This is a genomic window from Paenibacillus sp. FSL F4-0097 (assembly GCF_038593125.1).
GTDB classification, from domain to species: domain Bacteria; phylum Bacillota; class Bacilli; order Paenibacillales; family Paenibacillaceae; genus Paenibacillus_AQ; species Paenibacillus_AQ odorifer.
In genome coordinates, this window is record NZ_CP151965.1 from 750,787 (window position 1) to 769,591 (window position 18,805).

21 protein-coding genes are annotated in these 18,805 nt (G+C 45.5%); 15 read left to right on the forward strand and 6 right to left on the reverse strand.

The features are described 5' to 3' along the window. Positions 1-21: 21 nt before the first annotated feature. Entirely contained in the window at positions 22-684 is a 663-nt protein-coding gene (locus MHH86_RS03305) for a DUF1129 family protein (protein WP_036680887.1), read from the reverse strand. Between the two features lie 183 nt (positions 685-867). On the opposite strand from MHH86_RS03305, the gene MHH86_RS03310 reads away from it, so the two are divergent. From MHH86_RS03310 to corA, 10 genes are all read left to right on the forward strand, one after another. Then, positions 868-1,068 (forward strand): hypothetical protein, encoded by a 201-nt coding sequence (locus MHH86_RS03310; RefSeq protein ID WP_036680885.1) that lies wholly within the window; start codon positions 868-870, stop codon positions 1,066-1,068. Between the two features lie 327 nt (positions 1,069-1,395). Continuing rightward, on the forward strand, positions 1,396-1,773 hold the full coding sequence (locus MHH86_RS03315) for a hypothetical protein (protein WP_076142598.1): 378 nt from the start codon (positions 1,396-1,398) through the stop codon (positions 1,771-1,773). Positions 1,774-1,881: 108 nt separating this feature from the next. Next, on the forward strand, positions 1,882-2,712 hold the full coding sequence (locus MHH86_RS03320) for an alpha/beta fold hydrolase (RefSeq protein WP_036686864.1): 831 nt from the start codon (positions 1,882-1,884) through the stop codon (positions 2,710-2,712). Positions 2,713-2,797: 85 nt separating this feature from the next. Continuing rightward, a complete protein-coding gene (locus MHH86_RS03325; RefSeq protein ID WP_036686867.1) occupies positions 2,798-3,574 on the forward strand; it encodes a class III extradiol ring-cleavage dioxygenase in 777 nt (258 codons plus the stop codon). A 202-nt stretch (positions 3,575-3,776) separates the two neighbouring features. Then, positions 3,777-4,874 carry a DUF3048 domain-containing protein gene (locus MHH86_RS03330; protein WP_036686869.1) on the forward strand — a complete coding sequence of 366 codons (1,098 nt, stop codon included), beginning with the start codon at positions 3,777-3,779 and terminating at the stop codon, positions 4,872-4,874. A 202-nt stretch (positions 4,875-5,076) separates the two neighbouring features. After that, positions 5,077-5,694, forward strand: a complete 618-nt coding sequence (locus MHH86_RS03335; protein ID WP_036686871.1) for a DUF47 family protein — start codon at positions 5,077-5,079, stop codon at positions 5,692-5,694. A gap of 13 nt (positions 5,695-5,707) precedes the next feature. Continuing rightward, complete coding sequence (locus tag MHH86_RS03340) at positions 5,708-6,700, forward strand: inorganic phosphate transporter (protein WP_036686873.1); 993 nt, start codon at positions 5,708-5,710, stop codon at positions 6,698-6,700. Positions 6,701-6,804: 104 nt separating this feature from the next. Then, positions 6,805-7,092: a hypothetical protein gene (locus MHH86_RS03345; RefSeq protein ID WP_342479639.1), complete on the forward strand. Its 288-nt coding sequence runs from the start codon at positions 6,805-6,807 to the stop codon at positions 7,090-7,092. 18 nt (positions 7,093-7,110) lie between these two features. Beyond that, positions 7,111-7,980 carry a hypothetical protein gene (locus MHH86_RS03350; RefSeq protein WP_342479640.1) on the forward strand — a complete coding sequence of 290 codons (870 nt, stop codon included), beginning with the start codon at positions 7,111-7,113 and terminating at the stop codon, positions 7,978-7,980. A gap of 1,058 nt (positions 7,981-9,038) precedes the next feature. Then, complete coding sequence (corA, locus tag MHH86_RS03355; RefSeq protein WP_036680727.1) at positions 9,039-9,998, forward strand: magnesium/cobalt transporter CorA; 960 nt, start codon at positions 9,039-9,041, stop codon at positions 9,996-9,998. Between the two features lie 82 nt (positions 9,999-10,080). Here corA and MHH86_RS03360 read toward each other — a convergent pair whose 3' ends face one another. Continuing rightward, entirely contained in the window at positions 10,081-10,641 is a 561-nt protein-coding gene (locus tag MHH86_RS03360; RefSeq protein WP_038568686.1) for a hypothetical protein, read from the reverse strand. Between the two features lie 429 nt (positions 10,642-11,070). Here MHH86_RS03360 and MHH86_RS03365 point away from each other — a divergent pair, with 429 nt between their 5' ends. From MHH86_RS03365 to rlmD, 4 genes are all read left to right on the forward strand, one after another. After that, the gene (locus MHH86_RS03365; RefSeq protein ID WP_019913624.1) at positions 11,071-11,361 is read left to right on the forward strand and encodes a YerC/YecD family TrpR-related protein; all 291 of its coding nucleotides are present in this window, start codon (positions 11,071-11,073) and stop codon (positions 11,359-11,361) included. Between the two features lie 3 nt (positions 11,362-11,364). Beyond that, the gene (locus tag MHH86_RS03370; RefSeq protein WP_076317064.1) at positions 11,365-12,135 is read left to right on the forward strand and encodes a CbiX/SirB N-terminal domain-containing protein; all 771 of its coding nucleotides are present in this window, start codon (positions 11,365-11,367) and stop codon (positions 12,133-12,135) included. A 230-nt stretch (positions 12,136-12,365) separates the two neighbouring features. Beyond that, on the forward strand, positions 12,366-13,256 hold the full coding sequence (locus MHH86_RS03375; RefSeq protein WP_036680719.1) for a diacylglycerol kinase: 891 nt from the start codon (positions 12,366-12,368) through the stop codon (positions 13,254-13,256). A 65-nt stretch (positions 13,257-13,321) separates the two neighbouring features. Then, positions 13,322-14,881 (forward strand): 23S rRNA (uracil(1939)-C(5))-methyltransferase RlmD, encoded by a 1,560-nt coding sequence (gene rlmD, locus MHH86_RS03380; RefSeq protein WP_076317065.1) that lies wholly within the window; start codon positions 13,322-13,324, stop codon positions 14,879-14,881. 159 nt (positions 14,882-15,040) lie between these two features. Here the strand turns inward: rlmD and MHH86_RS03385 are convergent, their stop codons facing one another. The 4 genes from MHH86_RS03385 to MHH86_RS03400 form a co-directional block, all read right to left on the reverse strand. Continuing rightward, entirely contained in the window at positions 15,041-16,264 is a 1,224-nt protein-coding gene (locus MHH86_RS03385; protein WP_076317066.1) for a site-specific integrase, read from the reverse strand. Positions 16,265-16,409: 145 nt separating this feature from the next. Further along, the gene (locus MHH86_RS03390; RefSeq protein ID WP_256717393.1) at positions 16,410-16,595 is read right to left on the reverse strand and encodes a helix-turn-helix domain-containing protein; all 186 of its coding nucleotides are present in this window, start codon (positions 16,593-16,595) and stop codon (positions 16,410-16,412) included. A 205-nt stretch (positions 16,596-16,800) separates the two neighbouring features. Further along, positions 16,801-17,313, reverse strand: a complete 513-nt coding sequence (locus MHH86_RS03395; protein WP_143766158.1) for a DUF2538 family protein — start codon at positions 17,311-17,313, stop codon at positions 16,801-16,803. Positions 17,314-17,480: 167 nt separating this feature from the next. After that, the gene (locus tag MHH86_RS03400) at positions 17,481-17,876 is read right to left on the reverse strand and encodes a hypothetical protein (RefSeq protein ID WP_076317068.1); all 396 of its coding nucleotides are present in this window, start codon (positions 17,874-17,876) and stop codon (positions 17,481-17,483) included. Between the two features lie 368 nt (positions 17,877-18,244). Here MHH86_RS03400 and MHH86_RS03405 point away from each other — a divergent pair, with 368 nt between their 5' ends. Further along, a complete protein-coding gene (locus MHH86_RS03405; protein WP_076317069.1) occupies positions 18,245-18,745 on the forward strand; it encodes a transcriptional regulator in 501 nt (166 codons plus the stop codon). The last annotated feature ends 60 nt before the right edge of the window (positions 18,746-18,805 follow it).

Here is an 18,805-nt window from a genome sequence, read left to right on the forward strand (position 1 = left end):
TAAAGTTTTCAGCCTAGGTATTTATTTTTTGAAAAATATAAATTTCAGTCCCAACCCCCCAATGATGCACAGAATTAAGCTTACCCACGGGGATATTGTAATGACCGGAAATAACCGATCGAGGAACATGCCGATAAATACAGCAGCTACTGCGATGCCAATATAGATGCCAAGGCTTTTTATATCAAAAGGTTTGGCACTGGGTGCGTCGCTCTCCGACAAGGAGGACATCCATTTCATAATGAGTTCAATCAAGATAATGGAGCCTACTCCCACAGCGAGCAGGGTGAAAAGGCTGATCTGTCCGAACATTCCAGGTGAATCGTCAGTCCATTGGAAGAAGAGTCCACCGATTGCCAATATCCCAAAAAGACAGGTCAGAGCTGCGCAGGGAATCATCAAGTAATAGTTCCATTTACTGCGCACCGGGCGCCCGGGAACACTGTCTATGATTTCTTTAAAATAATCGTGCGGATTCTCGCCGAATACTTGCTTGGCATTTTTCCCTTTACGTTGTTCCTTCAACAGCAGCTTGGCCGCATCCAGCAAAAGTTCTTCTCCGCGCAGGGTGTCAATTCGACTGGCCCGCATTGCAAGGATCATATCTTCTAAATAGGAGCGATTGAAGGGCGTCAACTGCTCACGCAGGGCGTTATTTTCCTTAATCATATCTTTCACTTTCATAATTTGGATGTAAACCTCCAGTGTTGTTAATCGGTATAGTCTTTAACCTAGAGTATACGTTTGCATGACAGGTCTACGCAAGGACAACCATTTCTATGGCGATATGCATAATCCTTTTAGAAGAGTGAACACTGATAATGTTGTTGCTTGATCAATATAGCATTGGGAAAGGTTGGGAGCTTTATGGAACATGAGAACAAGAAAGAACAGGGAAGATCCATGGGCAACGGTTTCGAGCCTACGCCCAATAATTCAATGGGGGATTGGGGCGGCTCCGATGGATTCAGCATGTGGGATTCCGCAGAAGATGCTCCCGAGGGCTTGCTTAAGGATTGGGAAGGCAGCCATGAAACCCATGAGATGTTTAACGACAGCTACGATTGATTAACAACCCTGGTCATTCATCTCGAAAAAACAACAGAGCAGCTATCCTCCGATCTGGGGATCGCTGCTCTTTGTTTTTTGGTGGGGTTCTCATACCCAAAGCCAAAGCCAAACCCAAGCACCCCCGGAACCCGGGAATCCCAGAGCTCCCAGAGCCCCCGGTTGTCTTAGATTCATCATCTTTCGGACTCAGATGACGTTATTAGCCAAATTATCGCCTTTTCAGCACAGTTTCGGACCCCAGTGACGCTATTGCTCGAAAAGAAGCTCGTATTTGCTGTTTTTCAGGGTGATAGCGACTATGGGGTCCGATAGAATTCAAAAGGTGTGCTAAATCTGCGAATAGGGTCTTCTGAGTCCGAAGGAGCTGCTGAGTCCGAAGGAGCCGCTGAGTCCGAAGGAGCCGCTGAGTCCGAAGGAGCCGCTGAATCCGAAGGAGCCGCTGAGTCCGAAGGAGCAGGTGAGACCGATAGAGCCGCTGAGCCCGATGAAGCTACTGAGTCTCAAGGAGCCGCCGAGTTTGATGGAGCTACTGAATCCGATAGAGCTGCTGAATCCCGCGCGATTGGCGGTTCCAATCCACTCGACGTGTGCGCCCCAGAGTCATGTTCATATCTTACAGAAAACCCTGTTTGTCGTGCAGACTCTAATGCCCAATACTCCCCGCAGATTATTAAGAATTGTCCCTTGCTGTTGACAATATGAACGAAATCTTTATAATTAGATTATAATTCATACTAAGTTAATCGGAATTCTAATAAATTAAAATAAATTAAATTATTAATATAAATATAATTATAGGAGGATGCGGCAATGGAACGGAATATTGTAATCCGGCATAACGGAGAAGAATTGACGGCGAGCATACATTACCCGAACAAAGAGAAGGGAACCTCTTCGCGTTGCAAGGATAGACTGCCATTAGCCGTGATCTGCCACGGATTTGTGGGGAATCGGATTGGTGTAGACCGGATTTTTGTGAAGGCGGCTCGTGAGCTGGCACAAGAGGGATATATGGTTATTCGTTTTGATTATGCGGGCTGCGGCGAGAGCAGCGGGAATTATGGCGGTGAAGACATGGAATCGATGATCGCTCAGACTAGAGCAGTGCTGGATTACGGAATTAGCTCTGCTGATGTGGACCCGCAGCGCGTGACGCTGATTGGCCATAGCCTCGGTGGCGCGGTGGCGCTGCTGACAAGTATTCGCGATCGCCGCGTGAAGAATCTCGTGTTATGGGCCTCTGTGGGTTATCCTTTCAATGATATTGTGAAAATTGTAGGGCGGGAGGCTTATGATCGTGCTGTGAAGAATGGATCAGCCGATTATGTGGGCTACTCGTTTACGCCGGTATATTTTAATTCTTTGGCGGCATTTCAGCCCTTCCAAGAAGCGAGCAAATTTAGCGGCGATGTACTCGTTATCCATGGCACCTCTGATGATGTCATTCCGGTGGATTACGCTTTTCTTTACCAGAAGCTGTTCTGGACACGTCCCGAAGGACGTTGCGATAAAGAGATCATTTTTCAAGGGGATCACACCTTTTCTTCTGGACCGGCACAGCAGCAGCTGCTTAAGCGGACTATAGAATGGATGAATGAACAAGAGCATCTGCAGACAGAGTGGCAGAATTGGATGATTTAGGAGAAGGTTTTTATTCGCATTAACTTGCAATAAGCGGTAAAATAAAGATGCACACCATATACTGGGTTATGGAGGTTGGCATCCTATGAAATTACCGTCATTTTTTATTGCGCACGGTTCTCCGCTCCTCGCACTGGAGGATAACGAGTATACCCGTTTTCTGGAGCGGCTTGGTCAAGAACTTGAAGCGCCACGCGGTATAGTAGTTTTCTCAGCGCATTGGGATAGCCCTGAACAGCTACTTACCGTTGATGAACTGCACGAGACACAGCATGACTTCTACGGATTCCCTGAAGAAGTTTACACGCTGACCTATCCGGCCCCGGGCGATCCGGCCCTAACAAGACGGATTTCTGAGCTCTTCAAGGATAACAATCTTTCACATCAGCCCGTTCTGGGGCGAGGACTCGATCATGGAGTCTGGGTGATACTGAAAAAAATGTTCCCGAACGCCGACATTCCGGTAGTTGCTTTATCCGTCGATTCCCTGCGCTCTCCCAAGGAGCAGTACAATATCGGGCGGATGTTAGCACCGCTTCGTGACGAAGGCATACTGCTGATTGGAAGCGGTGGACTTGTTCACAATTTGCGGATGCTAAGTGAAAGTGAGCAGCCTGAGGATTGGGCACTTGAATTCGATGCCTGGATTGCCAAGGGACTAGAAGCCTGGGATTTGCCTTCACTTTTTGCGTATGAGAAAAAAGCTCCAAATGTACGCGATGCGGTTCCTTCTTATGGAAGAGAGCATTTTGCACCTCTCTTTTACGTGATGGGAACAGCGGATGGCAGCAGGAAGGCAGAGCGGATTTTTCAGGCTTATCAGTATGGGACATTAAGTCTGAATTGCTGGAAGCTAGACTAACTGAATGAATAAGAAACCTGCAGGGTGCAGCCGCAATGGCTGTACCCTTTTTTAATATAAGAATTTATCTATTCCATGCTATAAAATTTCCTTATGCTTGCTATGAAAAAGGGAGTAGGTAATCAAGACAAATGGGACTGACTGTGATTAAATGGAAGGAATCAGTGAGTTTCATAAAACGTTTAGGAGGAACTACAAGCTTATGAAAGTAAATTGCTCTTCTTCCCGTCTGTTATCTGCCATTGTATTGACCACCCTATTGCTCTCCGCTTGCGGAACACAGAGTGCAAATAATGAGATCACCCCGACACAGCAGCCTACCGCAGAGCCCACGCCTATCGAAACGATTCAACCCTCACCTACTATTGATCCCGCTGCTGAGCTCGTATCCGGATTAACAGGTCTTCCGGTTTCTGAAGACAGTCTCCCACGTCCCTTAGCCGTAATGATAAATAATGCTCCTGCCGCTCGGCCGCAATCGGGGGTTAGTGAAGCAGATATTTTGTATGAAATTCTTGCCGAAGGTGGCATTACGCGTTTGATTGGTATTTTTCAGAGCCATACAGGTGTGGTGAAAATCGGACCGATTCGCAGTATCCGCCCCTATCTGCTGGATATTGGCGAGAGCTACGGTGGTGTGACGGTGCATGCCGGAGGAAGTCCGGCGGCTTATGCCATTTTGCAAAAAGAGAAAAAAGAAGATATGGACGAGATCGGCCGTGCCGGAGCTTATTTTTGGCGGGATAAAGCGCGAAAAGCACCACATAACCTGTACAGCAACGCAGCCAAACTGCGGGAAGGTGCCGAGAAGCTTGGGTTTGCGCAAAGTGTGAAGGTGCCCGGGTATCTTTTTAATAATCCAGATTACATACCGGCGGACGGAGAGAAAGCCGCTGAATTTAGCATAAACTATCTGCTCAAAAGTTATAAAGTTGACTATAAATATGATCCTAAACGTCAGACCTATCAGCGTTATGTGAATGACAAACCTCATTTGGATCTAAATAACGATAATCCGGTGGAAGCGGCCAATGTTATGGTTATAGGAGCGGATCATAAAGTGCTTGATGATGTCGGAAGACTTCAGATTGATGTGGAGCTTGGCGGGGAAGCGTTGCTTTTTCAGCGGGGACAGGTCACCCAAGGCAGATGGTCGCGTGAACCAGGAGATGTGATCCGCTTTGTGAGGGATGGAAAAGAAGAGCTGATGTATCCAGGAATTACCCATATTTTGGTGGTCCCTAATGCGCCTTCATTTAGCAGTCATGTGGTATATGGCGGGGCGGATGGTACAACATAAGAAAGTCGGAATATCCAGTGTTATACAGATTTGTGTTCGGAATAATGGGTATGTGTTAATAGAGTGTAAAAAAGTTCATTTCTATAGCTTCTATACCTTGTACGGATATGATAAGATAACAAGGGTTGTCATTCATTTTCATGCTTTTTACATATGAATGGCTCTGTATTCACGGTAATTTTATGTAAAGGGGTTTAAAACAATGAAGTTGAGAAAAAAGGACATATTCTTTGAGACGCTGGAAAATATGGCCGATACTATTGTCCAAGCTGCAGATTATTTTGCTCAGAATATCACTGATCTCCGGAATAATGTTGATAATTTCGCTGCAGAGATGAAAAAGTACGAATCCCAATGTGATACTTACACTCACACCGTTATCAAAGAATTGAACAAGACGTTTATTACGCCGCTTGAACGTGACGACATTATGGACTTGATCACAAGCATGGATGATGTCATCGATGGTCTGGAGGCATCCGCCTCACGTTTCTATATGTACAACCTTCTTGACCCGGATGAATACATTGTACAATTCGCCGAAATCCTTCGTCAGTGTGCTTATGAAATCCAAAAAGCGGTTCATTTGCTCTCCCAGAAGAAATTGTTGGCGATCCGTGAATATACAATCCGTCTGAATGACCTTGAGAATCAAGGGGACGAAGTGCTGCGTATTTGTACTAAGGTCCTGTTCGAAACTGTAAAAGACCCGATTGAGCTGATTAAACGCAAGGAACTGTATGAGCGGCTCGAGACCACTACAGACAAATGTGAAGATGTAGCCAACATGTTGGAATCGATCATCATGCGCAACTCATAAGGGGTACTAGAATATGGAAACATCTATATGGATTCTTGGAATTGTTATATTTCTCGCGCTTGCGTTTGACTTTATCAATGGATTCCATGATACGGCCAACGCAATTGCTACCTCTGTCTCGACACGTGCCTTAAAACCGCGAACAGCAATTATTATGGCAGCACTGATGAACTTTGTTGGGGCCTTGATGTTTACAGGTGTGGCCAAAAAAATCGGCGGAAGTATCACCGACCCGACCTTGCTTGAAAATGGGTTGGATATCATAATAGCCACGCTGATTGCTTCGATTATTTGGAATTTGATTACTTGGTGGCTCGGGATTCCATCCTCATCGTCTCATGCACTGATCGGCGCTTTAGCGGGTGCAGTATACGTGGGGGCAGGCTCAGCACACATCAATTGGGGCGGGTTTGTGGAAATTGTCGAAGGACTGATTTTCTCCCCAATCATTGCGTTTGTTATCGGTTATATTATCATGACCATCCTGAAATGGATCTTTGCTAAGCGTAGTCCACATACGGTCAACAAGGGCTTCCGCTCTATGCAAGTCCTTACGGCAGCGTTACAGTCGTTCACACATGGTACAAATGATGCGCAAAAAGCGATGGGGATCATTACTTTTGCACTCGTTACCTCAGGACGTCAAGAAACTATGGATGTTATCCCTTTGTGGGTTAAGATAGCTGCAGCTACGGCTATGGCGCTCGGTACCTCCATTGGCGGTTGGAAGATTATTAAGACTATGGGTACGAAGATTTTTAAAATCGAACCTATTAACGGTTTCGCGGCTGATATTTCCGCGGCATCTGTTATTTTCTCAGCAACGCTGCTGCATTTGCCAGTAAGCTCAACGCATGCGATCACATCAGCGATCCTTGGGGTTGGCTCTGCCAAACGTTTCTCTGCAGTGAAATGGGGAGTAGCCGGACGTATTGTGGTCACTTGGTTCATCACGATTCCAATCAGTGCGGTATTAGCAGGTCTGATTTTCAAAATCATTTTTTAAACACCCTTTAATAAAGATGTCAGTTAGCCATTGGGCTGCGGACATCTTTTTTTGTTGTGTGGACATGAGGAGAGTGAAGAATATACGGTATAAATCCCGTAGAAATGGCGGAAATCGGCGTTGGAGGGAGAATGTACGGTATAAATCCCGTAGAAATGACGGAGTTAGGCGTTGGAGGGAGAATGTACGGTATAAATCCCGTAGAAATGGCGGAGTTTGGCGTTGGAGGGAGAATGTACGGTATAAATCCCGTAGAAATGATGGAGTTTGGCGTTGGAGGGGGAATGTACGGTATAAATCCCGTAGAAATGATGGAGTTTGGCGATGGAGGGGGAATGTACGGTATAAATCCCGTAGAAGTGGCGAAGTTTGGCGTTGGAGGGAGAATGTAAGGTATAAATCCCGTAGAAATGATGGAGTTTGGCGATGGAGGGGGAATGTACGGTATAAATCCCGTAGAAATGGCGGAGTTTGGCGATGGATGGGGAATGTACGGTATAAATCCCGTAGAAATGACGAAGTCTGGAGTTGGAGGGGGAATGTACGGTATAAATCCCGTAGAAATGGCGGAGTTTGGCGATGGATGGGGAATGTACGGTATAAATCCCGTAGAAATGATGGAGTTTGGCGATGGAGGGGGAATGTACGGTATAAATCCCGTAGAAATGATGGAGTTTGGCGTCGGAGGGAGAATGTACGGTATAAATCCCGTAGAAGTGATGAAGTTTGGCGTCGGACGGGGAATGTACGGTATAAATCCCGTAGAAATGATGGAGTTTGGCGTCGGAGGGAGAATGTACGGTATAAATCCCGTAGAAGTGATGAAGTTTGGCGATGGAGGGGGAATGTACGGTATAAATCCCGTAGAAATGACGAAGTTTGGCACTGGAGGGGGAATGTACGGTATAAATCCCGTAGAAATGACGGAGTTTGGCGTTGGAGGGGGAATGTACGGTATAAATCCCGCAGAAATGATGGAGTTTGGCGATGGAGGGGGAATGTACGGTATAAATCCCGTAGAAATGACGGAGTTTGGCGTCGGAGGGGGAATGTACGGTATAAATCCCGTAGAAATGATGGAGTTTGGCGATGGAGGGGGAATGTACGGTATAAATCCCGTAGAAATGACGAAGTCTGGAGTTGGAGGGGGAATGTACGGTATAAATCCCGCTGAATTTACGAAATTCGAGGGTGGTGACAAAAAGAAGAGCATAACTGCCCTAGAATTGGAGACACTTCGTCGAAGAAGCAGAAAGAAAGGCATAAATGCCTTAGAATGACGGCACCTGACTTGTATGAAGGTGGACCAGCCCAACTAAACACATTTCAAGGGAACCCAACGCACCTTAATCCAGTCCATCGTAACGCAACCTAACACAAATCAACTCAACGCAGACCCAACTTACCATATTTCAACGAAATCCAGTCACCTTAATCCAGTCCATCGCAAAGTAACCTAGCCCAGATTAACTCAGCCCAGTCACGCGTAACACATTTCAAGGGAACCCAGTGCACCTTAATCCAGTCCATCGTAAAGTAACCTAGATCCAACTAACTCAACGCAGCCCAACTTACCTCATTTCAGCAGAATCCAGCGCACCGAAGTCCAGCCCTGCACAAAGTAACCTAGCCAAAGTTAACTCAGCATAGTCCCACGTAACACATTTCGAGGGAACCCATCGCACCTTAATCCAGTCCATCGCAAAGTAACCTAGTACAAACTAACTCAGCCCAATCCATCGTAACGTAACCTGGCCAAATTAACCCAACCCAACCCAACCCAACCCAACCCAACCCAACCCAACCCAACCCAACCCAACCCAACCCAACCCAACCCAACCCAACCCTCTTCCTTTCTCCCTGCTTTTCTGCCGTCCATGAGCATCGCTATATTCACAGTATCCTGCCAAGGATTGCATCCCAATCCCACAAATCACTACCAGCCCAAAGTAAAACATATGTTACTTACGTTAAATGAACGCGAGGCGATGGACTCAATCTTTTGCGAATTCAAGTCCAGCTTGCTTACGATCGAAGGGTTGTTTACCATCCCCAAAGGAGCACTTTTTCACCAACTAATTAGTAAAAATAGCGATAGTAATTCACAGCTATGAATTCATCTCACTCATAAACCCGATACCGACAGCGAGAATAAAGACAGCTCGCCCCTGCGCAACCAACCAAGCACAGATGAATCGAGCATTAACGAACGACGAAGCACCAAATGTTTCTTAGTCTAGCTTAAGAGGTGCTGCTGGTTATGTTTTTTGCTTTTTGGAAGACTTGTCTTCTTGCTGTACAATAGAGGCGTGGAAGAAGATGAAGCGGAGGAACATTTATGATACGTACACTTGTTGTCACACATAAAGGTGAGGTGCTGACAGAGATCCCTCTGCAAAATATCCGGCTGGAGGATTATGCTTGGATATGGGCAGATTTTGCTACGCCTACGCCAGAAGAGACGCTTTTGCTGGATCAATATTTTCATTTTCACCCCTTGGCGATAGAGGACTGTATGCATGTGTTGCAGCGGCCGAAGCTGGATCATTATGAGAATGTGCAGTTTTTTGTGCTGCATGCGCTGAATGAGCGGACGTTGGATGCTGAGGAGGTTGACCTATTTTTAAGCTCGAACTTTCTTGTCTCCTATCACCATCAGGAAAAAGCAGAGATGAATGAAGCGTGGGAACAGGTGAAGAGCGAAATACATAGTCGAAAAGGCTGGTCGGGTGGGCCGATGGCAGCTGCATATACGGTGATGGACAAGCTGGTGGACAAGTATTTTCCATGTCTCTACAGTTTAGAGGACGAGCTTGCGGATCTGGAAAGTAGCGGCAGCAGTGAGTCGGTGGAGGAATTGATGAGCCAGGTGTTTGGCGTGCGCGGAAGACTCCTCAAAATGCGGCGGACGATTGTGCCTATGCGCGACTTGATGTACCGGATCGTGAATTCACAGCATGTCCAGAGCAACGGCGAGGAACGGATTTATTTTGGCGACATTTATGACCATCTGCTAAAGCTCTCGGATATGATTGAGGCTGATCGGGAAATGACCGCGGATTTGCGTGACAGCTACATTTCACTCAATTCCAACCGGATGAATTCGATTATGAAAACACTAACGGTAATCACGACCGTATTCATGCCGCTGACGCTTATCGCCGGGATCTACGGGATGAACTTTGTGAAGATGCCTGAACTAGAGTGGAAGTATGGTTATTTTGGCGTGCTGTTGTTTATGCTGGTGGTTGGTTTTGGGATGTTCCGATGGTTTCGACGGAGTGGCTGGTTTAAGTAAAAATAGAGCAGAAGTGCCAACAGCAAATCTCTTTCCCGCGAGAATTGCTGTTTTTCTGGTGCATAGCTAGAAAACGTCACCGCTATTTGCGGCGACGTTTTCCGGTGGAAGAAGTAGAGCGCCGGCGAGTAGTTGTAGTAGATTTGCGACGGGGTGAGGTGGAACGCTTTTTTTTGCGGCGATTAGGACTGTACAGGGCGGCATCCTCTTCGGCGGCTAGTGCGCCTGCTGCGCCTTTGTTTTTACCGAAGCTACCCATGAACAGCTTAACCATTGGAGCCATCTGCTGGAAGCCGGACATCACCTTTTGTACTTTACCCATAGAGTTTACGATCCCGTCAATGCCGCCCATACGGTCGATGATGCCTTTGATTTGCTCCATATTCCCACCAATTCCGCCACCGCCGCCTAAGCCGCTGAGCAGTCCGGCAAGCCCGCCGCTTGCCTTTGTTGCAGCTTCAGCTGCAGGGAGCGCTAGCGCAGTTTCGGTGGCAGCTTCTGCTCCTAAAGCAGGAAGGATTCCGGTCTCACCTGGGAGAGCTGAGGGCGCATATGAACTGAGGCCAGGGTAGGCAGAGGCATTATACGAATCGCTCAGTGAACGCTGATTCCGGCGGGAATGATTATAGTAATGATCAGGCATAATATCACATTCCTTTGTTAGTGGTCTGCTATACTGTATGTCATGGGCGAACATACGGTATAGACGAATGCCCGGGTAATAGGGATAGGAGCGGAAAAGGGCGTATGCCTATAAACAGGTTAAAGTAGTGAAGAAACCGTGTACGAGCTTGATTTTCGGCGCTTTTGTAGTACTATAGTGTAGGCGATAATTCTTATGTAGAGAAAAATACTTGTATTGGGGTACATAAATGGTGTGCGCGTGGGGTGGACGTTTGTCCATCATTTTCGTTCTTTACAGCGTGAAATCGTTAATGCTTGAAAAATGCGCTCCAGTGCAATATAGTAAAGGCAGGATAGTGACATTAGGTTGATGTTTCCGGAGCTAGTTTTGTACGGAGCTTAATCAGAGAAACTAATGCTGATAGAACTTTTAGGGGATGAAAAATTGATGCAACTTAAGAAGTTAAATGATAAAAGTATAGACCAATTATTTGAAGCCATTTTAACATTGAAGAATATGGAAGAATGTTATGTTTTCTTTGATGACTTGTGCACCGTGAACGAGATTCAATCGCTGTCGCAACGACTGGAAGTAGCGCGTATGCTTGGCAAAGGCTCGACCTACAATCAGATCGAAGCAGAGACAGGAGCAAGTACAGCTACTATTTCCCGTGTAAAACGTTGCTTGAACTACGGAAACGATGGTTATAAATTAACGCTGGAACGTTTGGGACGCTAATTTATGGTACCGGGCGTACTTATTATCAGTCACGGCTCCCGCGACGAGGTTTGGGTGTCGATCGTGGAAGAGGCCGTAAGCGAATTATCGCTAGATGAAGAGATGCCAGTGGTGGTCTCTTTTTTAGAGCTGGTAGAGGGCCGTCTGATTCAAGATGGAATAAATGAACTGGAACATGCAGGGGTCACAGATATAATTGTGATCCCATTGTTCGTTTCCTCGGGAAGCACACATGTCGATGAAATAGAATATGCACTAGGGGCTAAACCTGAGCCTGAACGTGAGACCGATTTAGAGCCGTTCTACGTGAAGGCTAAGGTTCACTATGGCTATCCTGTCGACGATGACCCGGACATCGCTGTGATGATCTGGGACAAGCTCCGTAAGCTGTCTACGGAACCTGAACGTGAGACGATTCTGCTGGTAGGTCACGGCAGCATTTATGATGGCTTCCGCCAGCGTTGGCAGCAGGGCATCTCTTCACTGGCAGGACGTGTACGTGAGGTAAGCGGCGTAGCGGCGGCCGATTACGGTCTGCTAAATCCGGACAGTGTAAGAAGCAAAGTGGAGTATTGGCAGGAGCAGGGTCACGAGGTATTGGTGGCGCCGCTTTTTTTGAGTGAAGGTTATTTCACTAAACATGTGGTTCCGAACAGACTTAAAGGGTTAACCTATAAGTATTCTGGCCAGACGCTTTTGCCGCATCCGCTTCTTCCGCATTGGATTGAGAGACAGGTAGAGACACTCCTCGAACAGATTCGAAAAAAGAGTTAAAAAGCTTCCTTTTTAGCCCACTTAATCATGAAAAATAGTGCCCATTTCCATGGATAATACGGGATTTGCTGCATAGACATATATATAGTTGTTTTTGCCTAATAAGTTGTCGTGAATTGTTGTATAATGGAATATTTACGATAAATGTCCTCTGACATTGATTGTAGTGGTCCGAATTAGGTATAATCAATTAGGTTATTCTATTATAAAAAACAGGTGGCGTTCCGGTAATGAAAACTGCGAGATTGATTTATAATCCCACTTCTGGACGGGAAGAAATGAAGAAGCGGCTCGCCGACATTTTGGACCGGCTGGATACGGGTGGCATTGAAGCCTCCTGCCATGCAACGACCGGAGAAGGCGATGCTATGTTAGCTGCTGCGGATGCAGTAGAGCGCGGTTATGATCTAATCATAGCAGCCGGTGGGGATGGCACTTTAAATGAGGTTATCAATGGTATGGCGGAGAAACCTAATCTCCCCCCGCTTGGCGTATTGCCACTTGGGACTACCAATGATTTTGCACGTGCGATGGGGATCCCGAAGAATTGGGAAGATTCCGTTGATTTGATCCTTCGTCAAGAGTCGCGTCCGATTGATATCGGTAAAGCCAATGATCGTTATTTCATTAATATAGCAGGCGGTGGCAGTCTAACCGAACTGACCTATGAAGTTCCCAGTAAGCTGAAGACCATGATAGGACAGCTTGCGTACTATTTAAAAGGTATTGAAAAAATGGTCAGCTTATCTCCTCAGGAACTAATCATTCGTGCCAATGGTCAGGAGGTTATTCATGATGAGTTCATGCTGTTCCTGATTGCAAATACGAATTCTGTCGGCGGCTTTGAAAAGCTTGCTCCCGGCGCTCGAATCGATGACGGTCTGTTAGATGTTATTGCGGTCAAAAAATGCAACCTAGCAGAGTTTGTCCGTTTGGTTAGATTGGCCCTTCGTGGCGAGCATTTGCAGGATAAAAAGGTTGTGTATTTCCGTACGGATGCAATGGATGTAATCTCTCCAGGGCATGTCCAATTGAACTTGGATGGAGAACTTGGCGGAGAGCTGCCGGGTCGTTTTCGGATTTTGCCGCAGCATCTGCGGATTTTTGCTCAGAATAATTAGGGTTGTTTGAAAGTAAGAGTGTGGGATTATACAGCGATGATAATGAAAGAAGTGAACAATAAATAATGAGTAAACACCGCAGTGGACGCAGCACCAGCCGCCCAGCCGGCAAGGCGCCTGTCGCCGGACTGCCTGTGAATAAAAATGATGAGGTTATGCTCGATATTATCGGCATGACCCATGAAGGTGAAGGGGTAGGCCGCGTAGAAGGCTTTACCCTTTTTGTGCAGGGAGCCCTTCCCGGAGAGAAAGTCCGGGCAAAGGTGCTCAAGACCAAAAAGCAGTATGGCTACGCCAAACTGCTGAATATAGTAGAAGCAAGCAGCGCCCGCATCGCGGCGCCTTGCGAGATCTATGACCAATGCGGCGGCTGCCAGCTGCAGCATATGGACTACACCGCACAACTGGCGTGGAAACGGCAGCTGGTGGTGGACAACCTGGAGCGGATTGGGAAGCTCCGGGTGGATGGTGGCGGGAACAGCGGAAAGGGCAAAGAGAGTAATGCTGGTGGAAGTCAGACGGACAGTGCCAACGATGGTGGCATCGTGGATGGTGCGACTGATGGCGCTGGAGTAGCTCATACAGATGGCATTCTTGTTCGCCCTACACTCGGCATGGACGAACCTTGGCGTTACCGCAATAAGGCACAGGTGCCAATTGGGGTTACAGAAGGCGGTCTTGTGGGCGGCTTCTACGCACGCGGAAGTCACCGTATCATCGATATGGAAACCTGCTTGATTCAGCATGAAGATAATGATGACGTTGTGCGCAAGGTGAAAGATATCGGCAGAGAACTTGGCATCTCTGCTTATAGTGAAGAAACCGGCCGTGGCCTGCTGCGTCATGTCGTCGTGAAGAAAGCTTTCCGCACAGGTGAAATGATGGTCGTCCTCGTAACCAACGGCCGCGACATCCCGCATCTGGACGCCTGGATCGGCAGCATCCGCGAACAGCTGCCGGATGTAGTCAGCATCTGCCAGAACGTCAACACTCAGCGCACGAATGTCATCTTCGGTGGCGAAACCCGCGTCCTGTGGGGCAGAGACGTCATCTATGACTACATCGGCGATGTACAGTTCGCTATCTCAGCGCGTTCGTTCTATCAAGTGAACCCGGCACAGACCGAAGTGCTGTACGGTAAAACCGTTGAATATGCCGGACTAACTGGCAACGAAACGGTTATCGATGCCTATTGCGGCATCGGTACGATCTCCCTCTTCCTGGCACAGCATGCGGCTAAGGTATACGGTGTCGAGATTGTACCGGAAGCTATTGAGGATGCCCGGGCGAATGCGAAGTTAAATGAGATGAAGAATGTAGTGTTCGAGGTTGGTGCCTCTGAAGATGTCATTCCGAATTGGAAAGAGCAAGGGGTTACGGCGGATGTTATCGTGGTCGATCCACCGCGTAAGGGTTGCGATCCGCGGTTGTTAGAGACGATTCTGGCTATGAAGCCGGAGCGTGTGGTGTATGTGTCGTGTAATCCATCGACATTAGCAAGGGACTTGCGTGTGTTGGAGGATGGCGGGTACAAGACAGTGGAGGTAACTCCGGTGGATATGTTCCCGCATACGACACATATCGAATCAGTCGCGTTGCTTCAGAGAACTGATACAGATGTTTAGATTCATGAATATATAAAGATTTATTTGCTAATACAGTATATTCAGAATGGGTATAACAGAAGCGTTGTTAATGAGTTGCCGTAAAATTGCCGTAAAAAACTACATGCAAAGACAAGATAACAAGGCATAAAACAAAAGAAAAAGACGCTGGAGGAATAATTATTCCAGCATCTTTTTGCCTACTTGTTCTGCATCCATTTTGAACAGACTTTCGAACTTATCGGCAGCGGCTTGATCGGCGGAACGGAAGGCATGTCCGTATATGTTCATAGTGGTAGTGATGCTACCGTGACCTAATCTATCGGAAATTAATTTTTGGGGGACCCCCTGATTTATGAGGAGAGATGCGCTGGCATGCCGCAAACTATGAAAATTGTTATACCGGAAACCGTTCTTTTTTACGAATTGCCGAAACCACAGGTAAGGGCGTTCGTGGTGAAAGGCTCTACCGTCCGCATGAGCGAATACAAAGAAGTATGCGCCGCCTTGCCATGCGTCACCCATCGTATTCCGCTCGTTAACCCGGTAAGTGTAATAATTGCGTAATTTCTCCAGTGTTGAGGGGGGGAGTGCAATTTTCCGTTTGGAATTCTTTGTCTTTGGCTCCTTAACGATGATTTCGCCTTTCAAGGAAATAGAAACGCTTTGCTGTACGTCGATAACGCCAGTCTTCCAGTCAATATGCTTCCATTCTAACCCCAGTAATTCACCGCGCCGCATCCCTGTAGTTAAAGCCAGCGTTATCATCATCCTCCAGTGGTGCGGTTCCTTCTGTAGCGCTTGTAACAAGGCAATTAACTCTGCTTCATCATAGGGGATAATTTCCTTATAAGTTACTTTTGGCTTTTTCACATCCGCCGCTGGGTTATCTTTAATGATTTTCCACTCAACCGCGCGGGAAAAAATATTTTTTAATACTCGGTGATTCATTTGGATTGTTCCAGACGATAGTGCGCCTGCCTTATCGTCTTTTCTGCTTCCGTCTTTTCCTAAAGATTCGAGAAAATCAACAATGTGCAAAGGTTTTATTTGATCGAGTTGCAAATTTCCGAATGCTGGCAAGATGCGAGTATTCAGATTCACCATATACGTATAGATGGTTTTCCGTTCAAGATGCTTGTCCGCATATTTCTCTTTCCATAACCCTACAAATTGGCTAAACGTTAGCTTTGCGGGGGCTATGTAACTCCCCGCCTCGACTTCTTCTTTGAATTTGAGCCACTCTTGATCCAAAAACATTTCTAAACGCTTGGGTGCTCTTAAAATGCGCTCATCTTCTACCGTAACCGTTTTTGTGCGTCGGGTGTATTTGCCTTTTACACCGCGTCCAAGGCTGATAGTAAGTTCCCATGAGTTATTACCTCGTTGACGATAGTTTGCCATGGTGTTGACGCTCCTTTTTTAACTATTTATGAAAGAACTTAATTTCTATGTAAAATTTAGATTGGGTTTGACGATTACCCCATTTTATTTTCTATGCATGGTTCCCGATGAACTGACTCTATAAGCTGCACTATTCTCGCGTCGTTTAGAGCAATTCACCAGCCAACCATTTTTCGAGCGTTGGACGATAAAATAATATCCTACTTCTTGCTTTTGTATGTGGCAGTTGTCCAGACGCACACATGTTGTAAATTGTCGAAGTAGATAAGCCAGTCATTTCTGCTGCCTCTTTTACCGTTAAAGTAACTTTATTCATTCGGATCGTTGCCATCTTGATTACCTCCGTGTTTTGTCTTGAATGGTTAAATGTATAGTAAATACAATCTGTGAGTTGAGCTATGACCTAATCTGCTGGCTGTGCTTTTTGAATAACTCCTGCTATCAAAAGATGCATGGTGTTGAAGTTCTTCATGAAAATTAAACTGGGCTCCTACTGGAATTGTCTGTAATGAACCAACTACCTGGATAAGTTGCAATTATTTTAGTTTTATTCGACACGCTTCCATAAATACGTTAAACAACTCGTCTCCCCATGTGCCAAGCGCTAAATAGAGATTAAAATCATCTGCTGCATCATCATGATAATGATTGTTATAGAGCTCCAAGCCTAATTTGACCAAGTGTAGATAGCCCGAAGATAATCTGCCTACATCCTTTGCTTGGTTACCATTTTCATCGAAATACCAGGCATATGGACCATGTCCACTTGCAACCGAATAACGATTTCGATGATCATAGATGACTGGGTGAGCAACAATGTAGCATGCTGCCTGATATTGCGAATCGTGTAATGCAACAGGATATCTTGTAAGTAATTCCTGAAAATTATCCTCATGGCTCTTGTTTGTGAAGTGCATTTGATATGTCCTCCCTATGAATTGTTTGTCTTGTCTTGAATGCTCCCAACCTGATGGTTCGGATTTTTCCAAAAGCATAATACTTTCGAAAATGCCTTGCAGTCCAAACTGTAAGACTGTGAAATTTTGCAAATGATAAACCGATTTAAAAGATAGTCAATCAAAATCCCCTGTGTACTAGACCTTTTGTCAGATTTCAAAAAAAGTTTACTTGTTTTGGAGTGCAGGATATTAACCGTTCGTACTCCGCATTTCGGCAAGTAACGGTGCCATTTTAAACACACTCCTTAATTTGTTGCTCAATCGGGAAAAAGCGATCGCACATTAATTAATGTGTTAATGTCACTGTTTCGGATTTTACAAGCTTGTGCAAAAATATTTGTGATCTCTTCGTTCCAAGTTGAAAGGGGAGTAGTTTTCTTGCAATCTCTATAAAGCCTCAATCCGGCACGAGCTAATTGATGATAACTGCCTGAGAGTTCGCCACTCACATATGGTAAAAATGCTCTCTGTAAAGGAGATACACCTACTCTTGCCCAGTAACAACAATCGTAAATTGCAGGGTGTGCAGCGATATAAAGACTTGATTGATATCTGGGACTTGGGAGTACCGGAGCAATAGTTTCCGATACGGAATAAAACCAACCAAGTAATTTACGGAAATTTTCTTCGTGTAGCTCATTTAAAAAGTACATTGATGATTCCTCCAATTTTCTTAGTGAACAGATTCAAAATGATTGGGAGTGGGACTCGTTTCCATACCCTGAACGCATTTAGGAGGATACCTGCCATTCAAATAAGCTTATAAAGCTTTGATGCTGAATTAAATTCTGCGACCGATCTGAGCTCCTTGCGTTTGATCAGCTCGTATGCTTGAACTCTTCCAATACCAATGGAATGTCATTGAAAGACTTTGTTTTAATGTGTTCAGTGAATAGTGCATACAATCTTTATGTTTTCATTATATTCATCTTCTGTTAATATTGCAATAGGTGTTTTGTATATAGTGCTTACAATTAGGGAATTATGATATTAGGAACTTGGGACGGAGTTGATTAAATTGATGGAATTTGGAGTTTGGTTAAGAAACAGCCGAAGTAAACTGGGAATTTCAACACGACTGTTAGCGTCAACTTGTGAAGTATCACCTTCGTATATCAGTCAAGTTGAGCGCGGACATATTCAAAAGCCGAGTCTTGAGGTAGCAAGGAAAATTATGGCTGCCCTTGCAATTGAAAATGCTGAAAGTATATTAAAGCAATATGGATTCATTGAGGCTGGCGATACATTTATTGAAAATAACGATTACGAAACAAAAAGAAATCAATTAATTGAACACCTTTCGAGAGAAATTCAGAATATGGATTTTGAACAACTAGAAGCCATTAATTTGTTTTATAAATATCAAGATATGTTTATGAAAATAAGCAAAGTTGAAAAGCATGCATCTGATTTAAACACAAAGATTCCTATGAGGGCGTTAAGTGAATACATCGATTTTTTACATCACAAGTACGTTGTTAATCGATTAAAACGTATATTTGAAATGAATGATGAAGCCTAGGCATATACGCTTAGGCTTTTTTTATACGACGAAAAAATAAAAAGGGAAAAAGAAAAAAAA

Excerpts from the sequence above, each read along its gene's own strand:
- MHH86_RS03305 (WP_036680887.1), bottom strand. The coding sequence starts at position 684 with ATGAAAGTGAAAGATATGATTAAGGAAAATAACGCCCTGCGTGAGCAG.
- MHH86_RS03310 (WP_036680885.1), top strand. The coding sequence starts at position 868 with ATGGAACATGAGAACAAGAAAGAACAGGGAAGATCCATGGGCAACGGT.
- MHH86_RS03320 (WP_036686864.1), top strand. The coding sequence starts at position 1,882 with ATGGAACGGAATATTGTAATCCGGCATAACGGAGAAGAATTGACGGCG.
- MHH86_RS03325 (WP_036686867.1), top strand. The coding sequence starts at position 2,798 with ATGAAATTACCGTCATTTTTTATTGCGCACGGTTCTCCGCTCCTCGCA.
- MHH86_RS03330 (WP_036686869.1), top strand. The coding sequence starts at position 3,777 with ATGAAAGTAAATTGCTCTTCTTCCCGTCTGTTATCTGCCATTGTATTG.
- MHH86_RS03335 (WP_036686871.1), top strand. The coding sequence starts at position 5,077 with ATGAAGTTGAGAAAAAAGGACATATTCTTTGAGACGCTGGAAAATATG.
- MHH86_RS03340 (WP_036686873.1), top strand. The coding sequence starts at position 5,708 with ATGGAAACATCTATATGGATTCTTGGAATTGTTATATTTCTCGCGCTT.
- MHH86_RS03345 (WP_342479639.1), top strand. The coding sequence starts at position 6,805 with ATGGCGGAAATCGGCGTTGGAGGGAGAATGTACGGTATAAATCCCGTA.
- MHH86_RS03350 (WP_342479640.1), top strand. The coding sequence starts at position 7,111 with ATGATGGAGTTTGGCGATGGAGGGGGAATGTACGGTATAAATCCCGTA.
- corA (WP_036680727.1), top strand. The coding sequence starts at position 9,039 with ATGATACGTACACTTGTTGTCACACATAAAGGTGAGGTGCTGACAGAG.
- MHH86_RS03360 (WP_038568686.1), bottom strand. The coding sequence starts at position 10,641 with ATGCCTGATCATTACTATAATCATTCCCGCCGGAATCAGCGTTCACTG.
- MHH86_RS03365 (WP_019913624.1), top strand. The coding sequence starts at position 11,071 with ATGCAACTTAAGAAGTTAAATGATAAAAGTATAGACCAATTATTTGAA.
- MHH86_RS03370 (WP_076317064.1), top strand. The coding sequence starts at position 11,365 with ATGGTACCGGGCGTACTTATTATCAGTCACGGCTCCCGCGACGAGGTT.
- MHH86_RS03375 (WP_036680719.1), top strand. The coding sequence starts at position 12,366 with ATGAAAACTGCGAGATTGATTTATAATCCCACTTCTGGACGGGAAGAA.
- rlmD (WP_076317065.1), top strand. The coding sequence starts at position 13,322 with ATGAGTAAACACCGCAGTGGACGCAGCACCAGCCGCCCAGCCGGCAAG.
- MHH86_RS03385 (WP_076317066.1), bottom strand. The coding sequence starts at position 16,264 with ATGGCAAACTATCGTCAACGAGGTAATAACTCATGGGAACTTACTATC.
- MHH86_RS03390 (WP_256717393.1), bottom strand. The coding sequence starts at position 16,595 with ATGGCAACGATCCGAATGAATAAAGTTACTTTAACGGTAAAAGAGGCA.
- MHH86_RS03400 (WP_076317068.1), bottom strand. The coding sequence starts at position 17,876 with ATGTACTTTTTAAATGAGCTACACGAAGAAAATTTCCGTAAATTACTT.
- MHH86_RS03405 (WP_076317069.1), top strand. The coding sequence starts at position 18,245 with ATGGAATTTGGAGTTTGGTTAAGAAACAGCCGAAGTAAACTGGGAATT.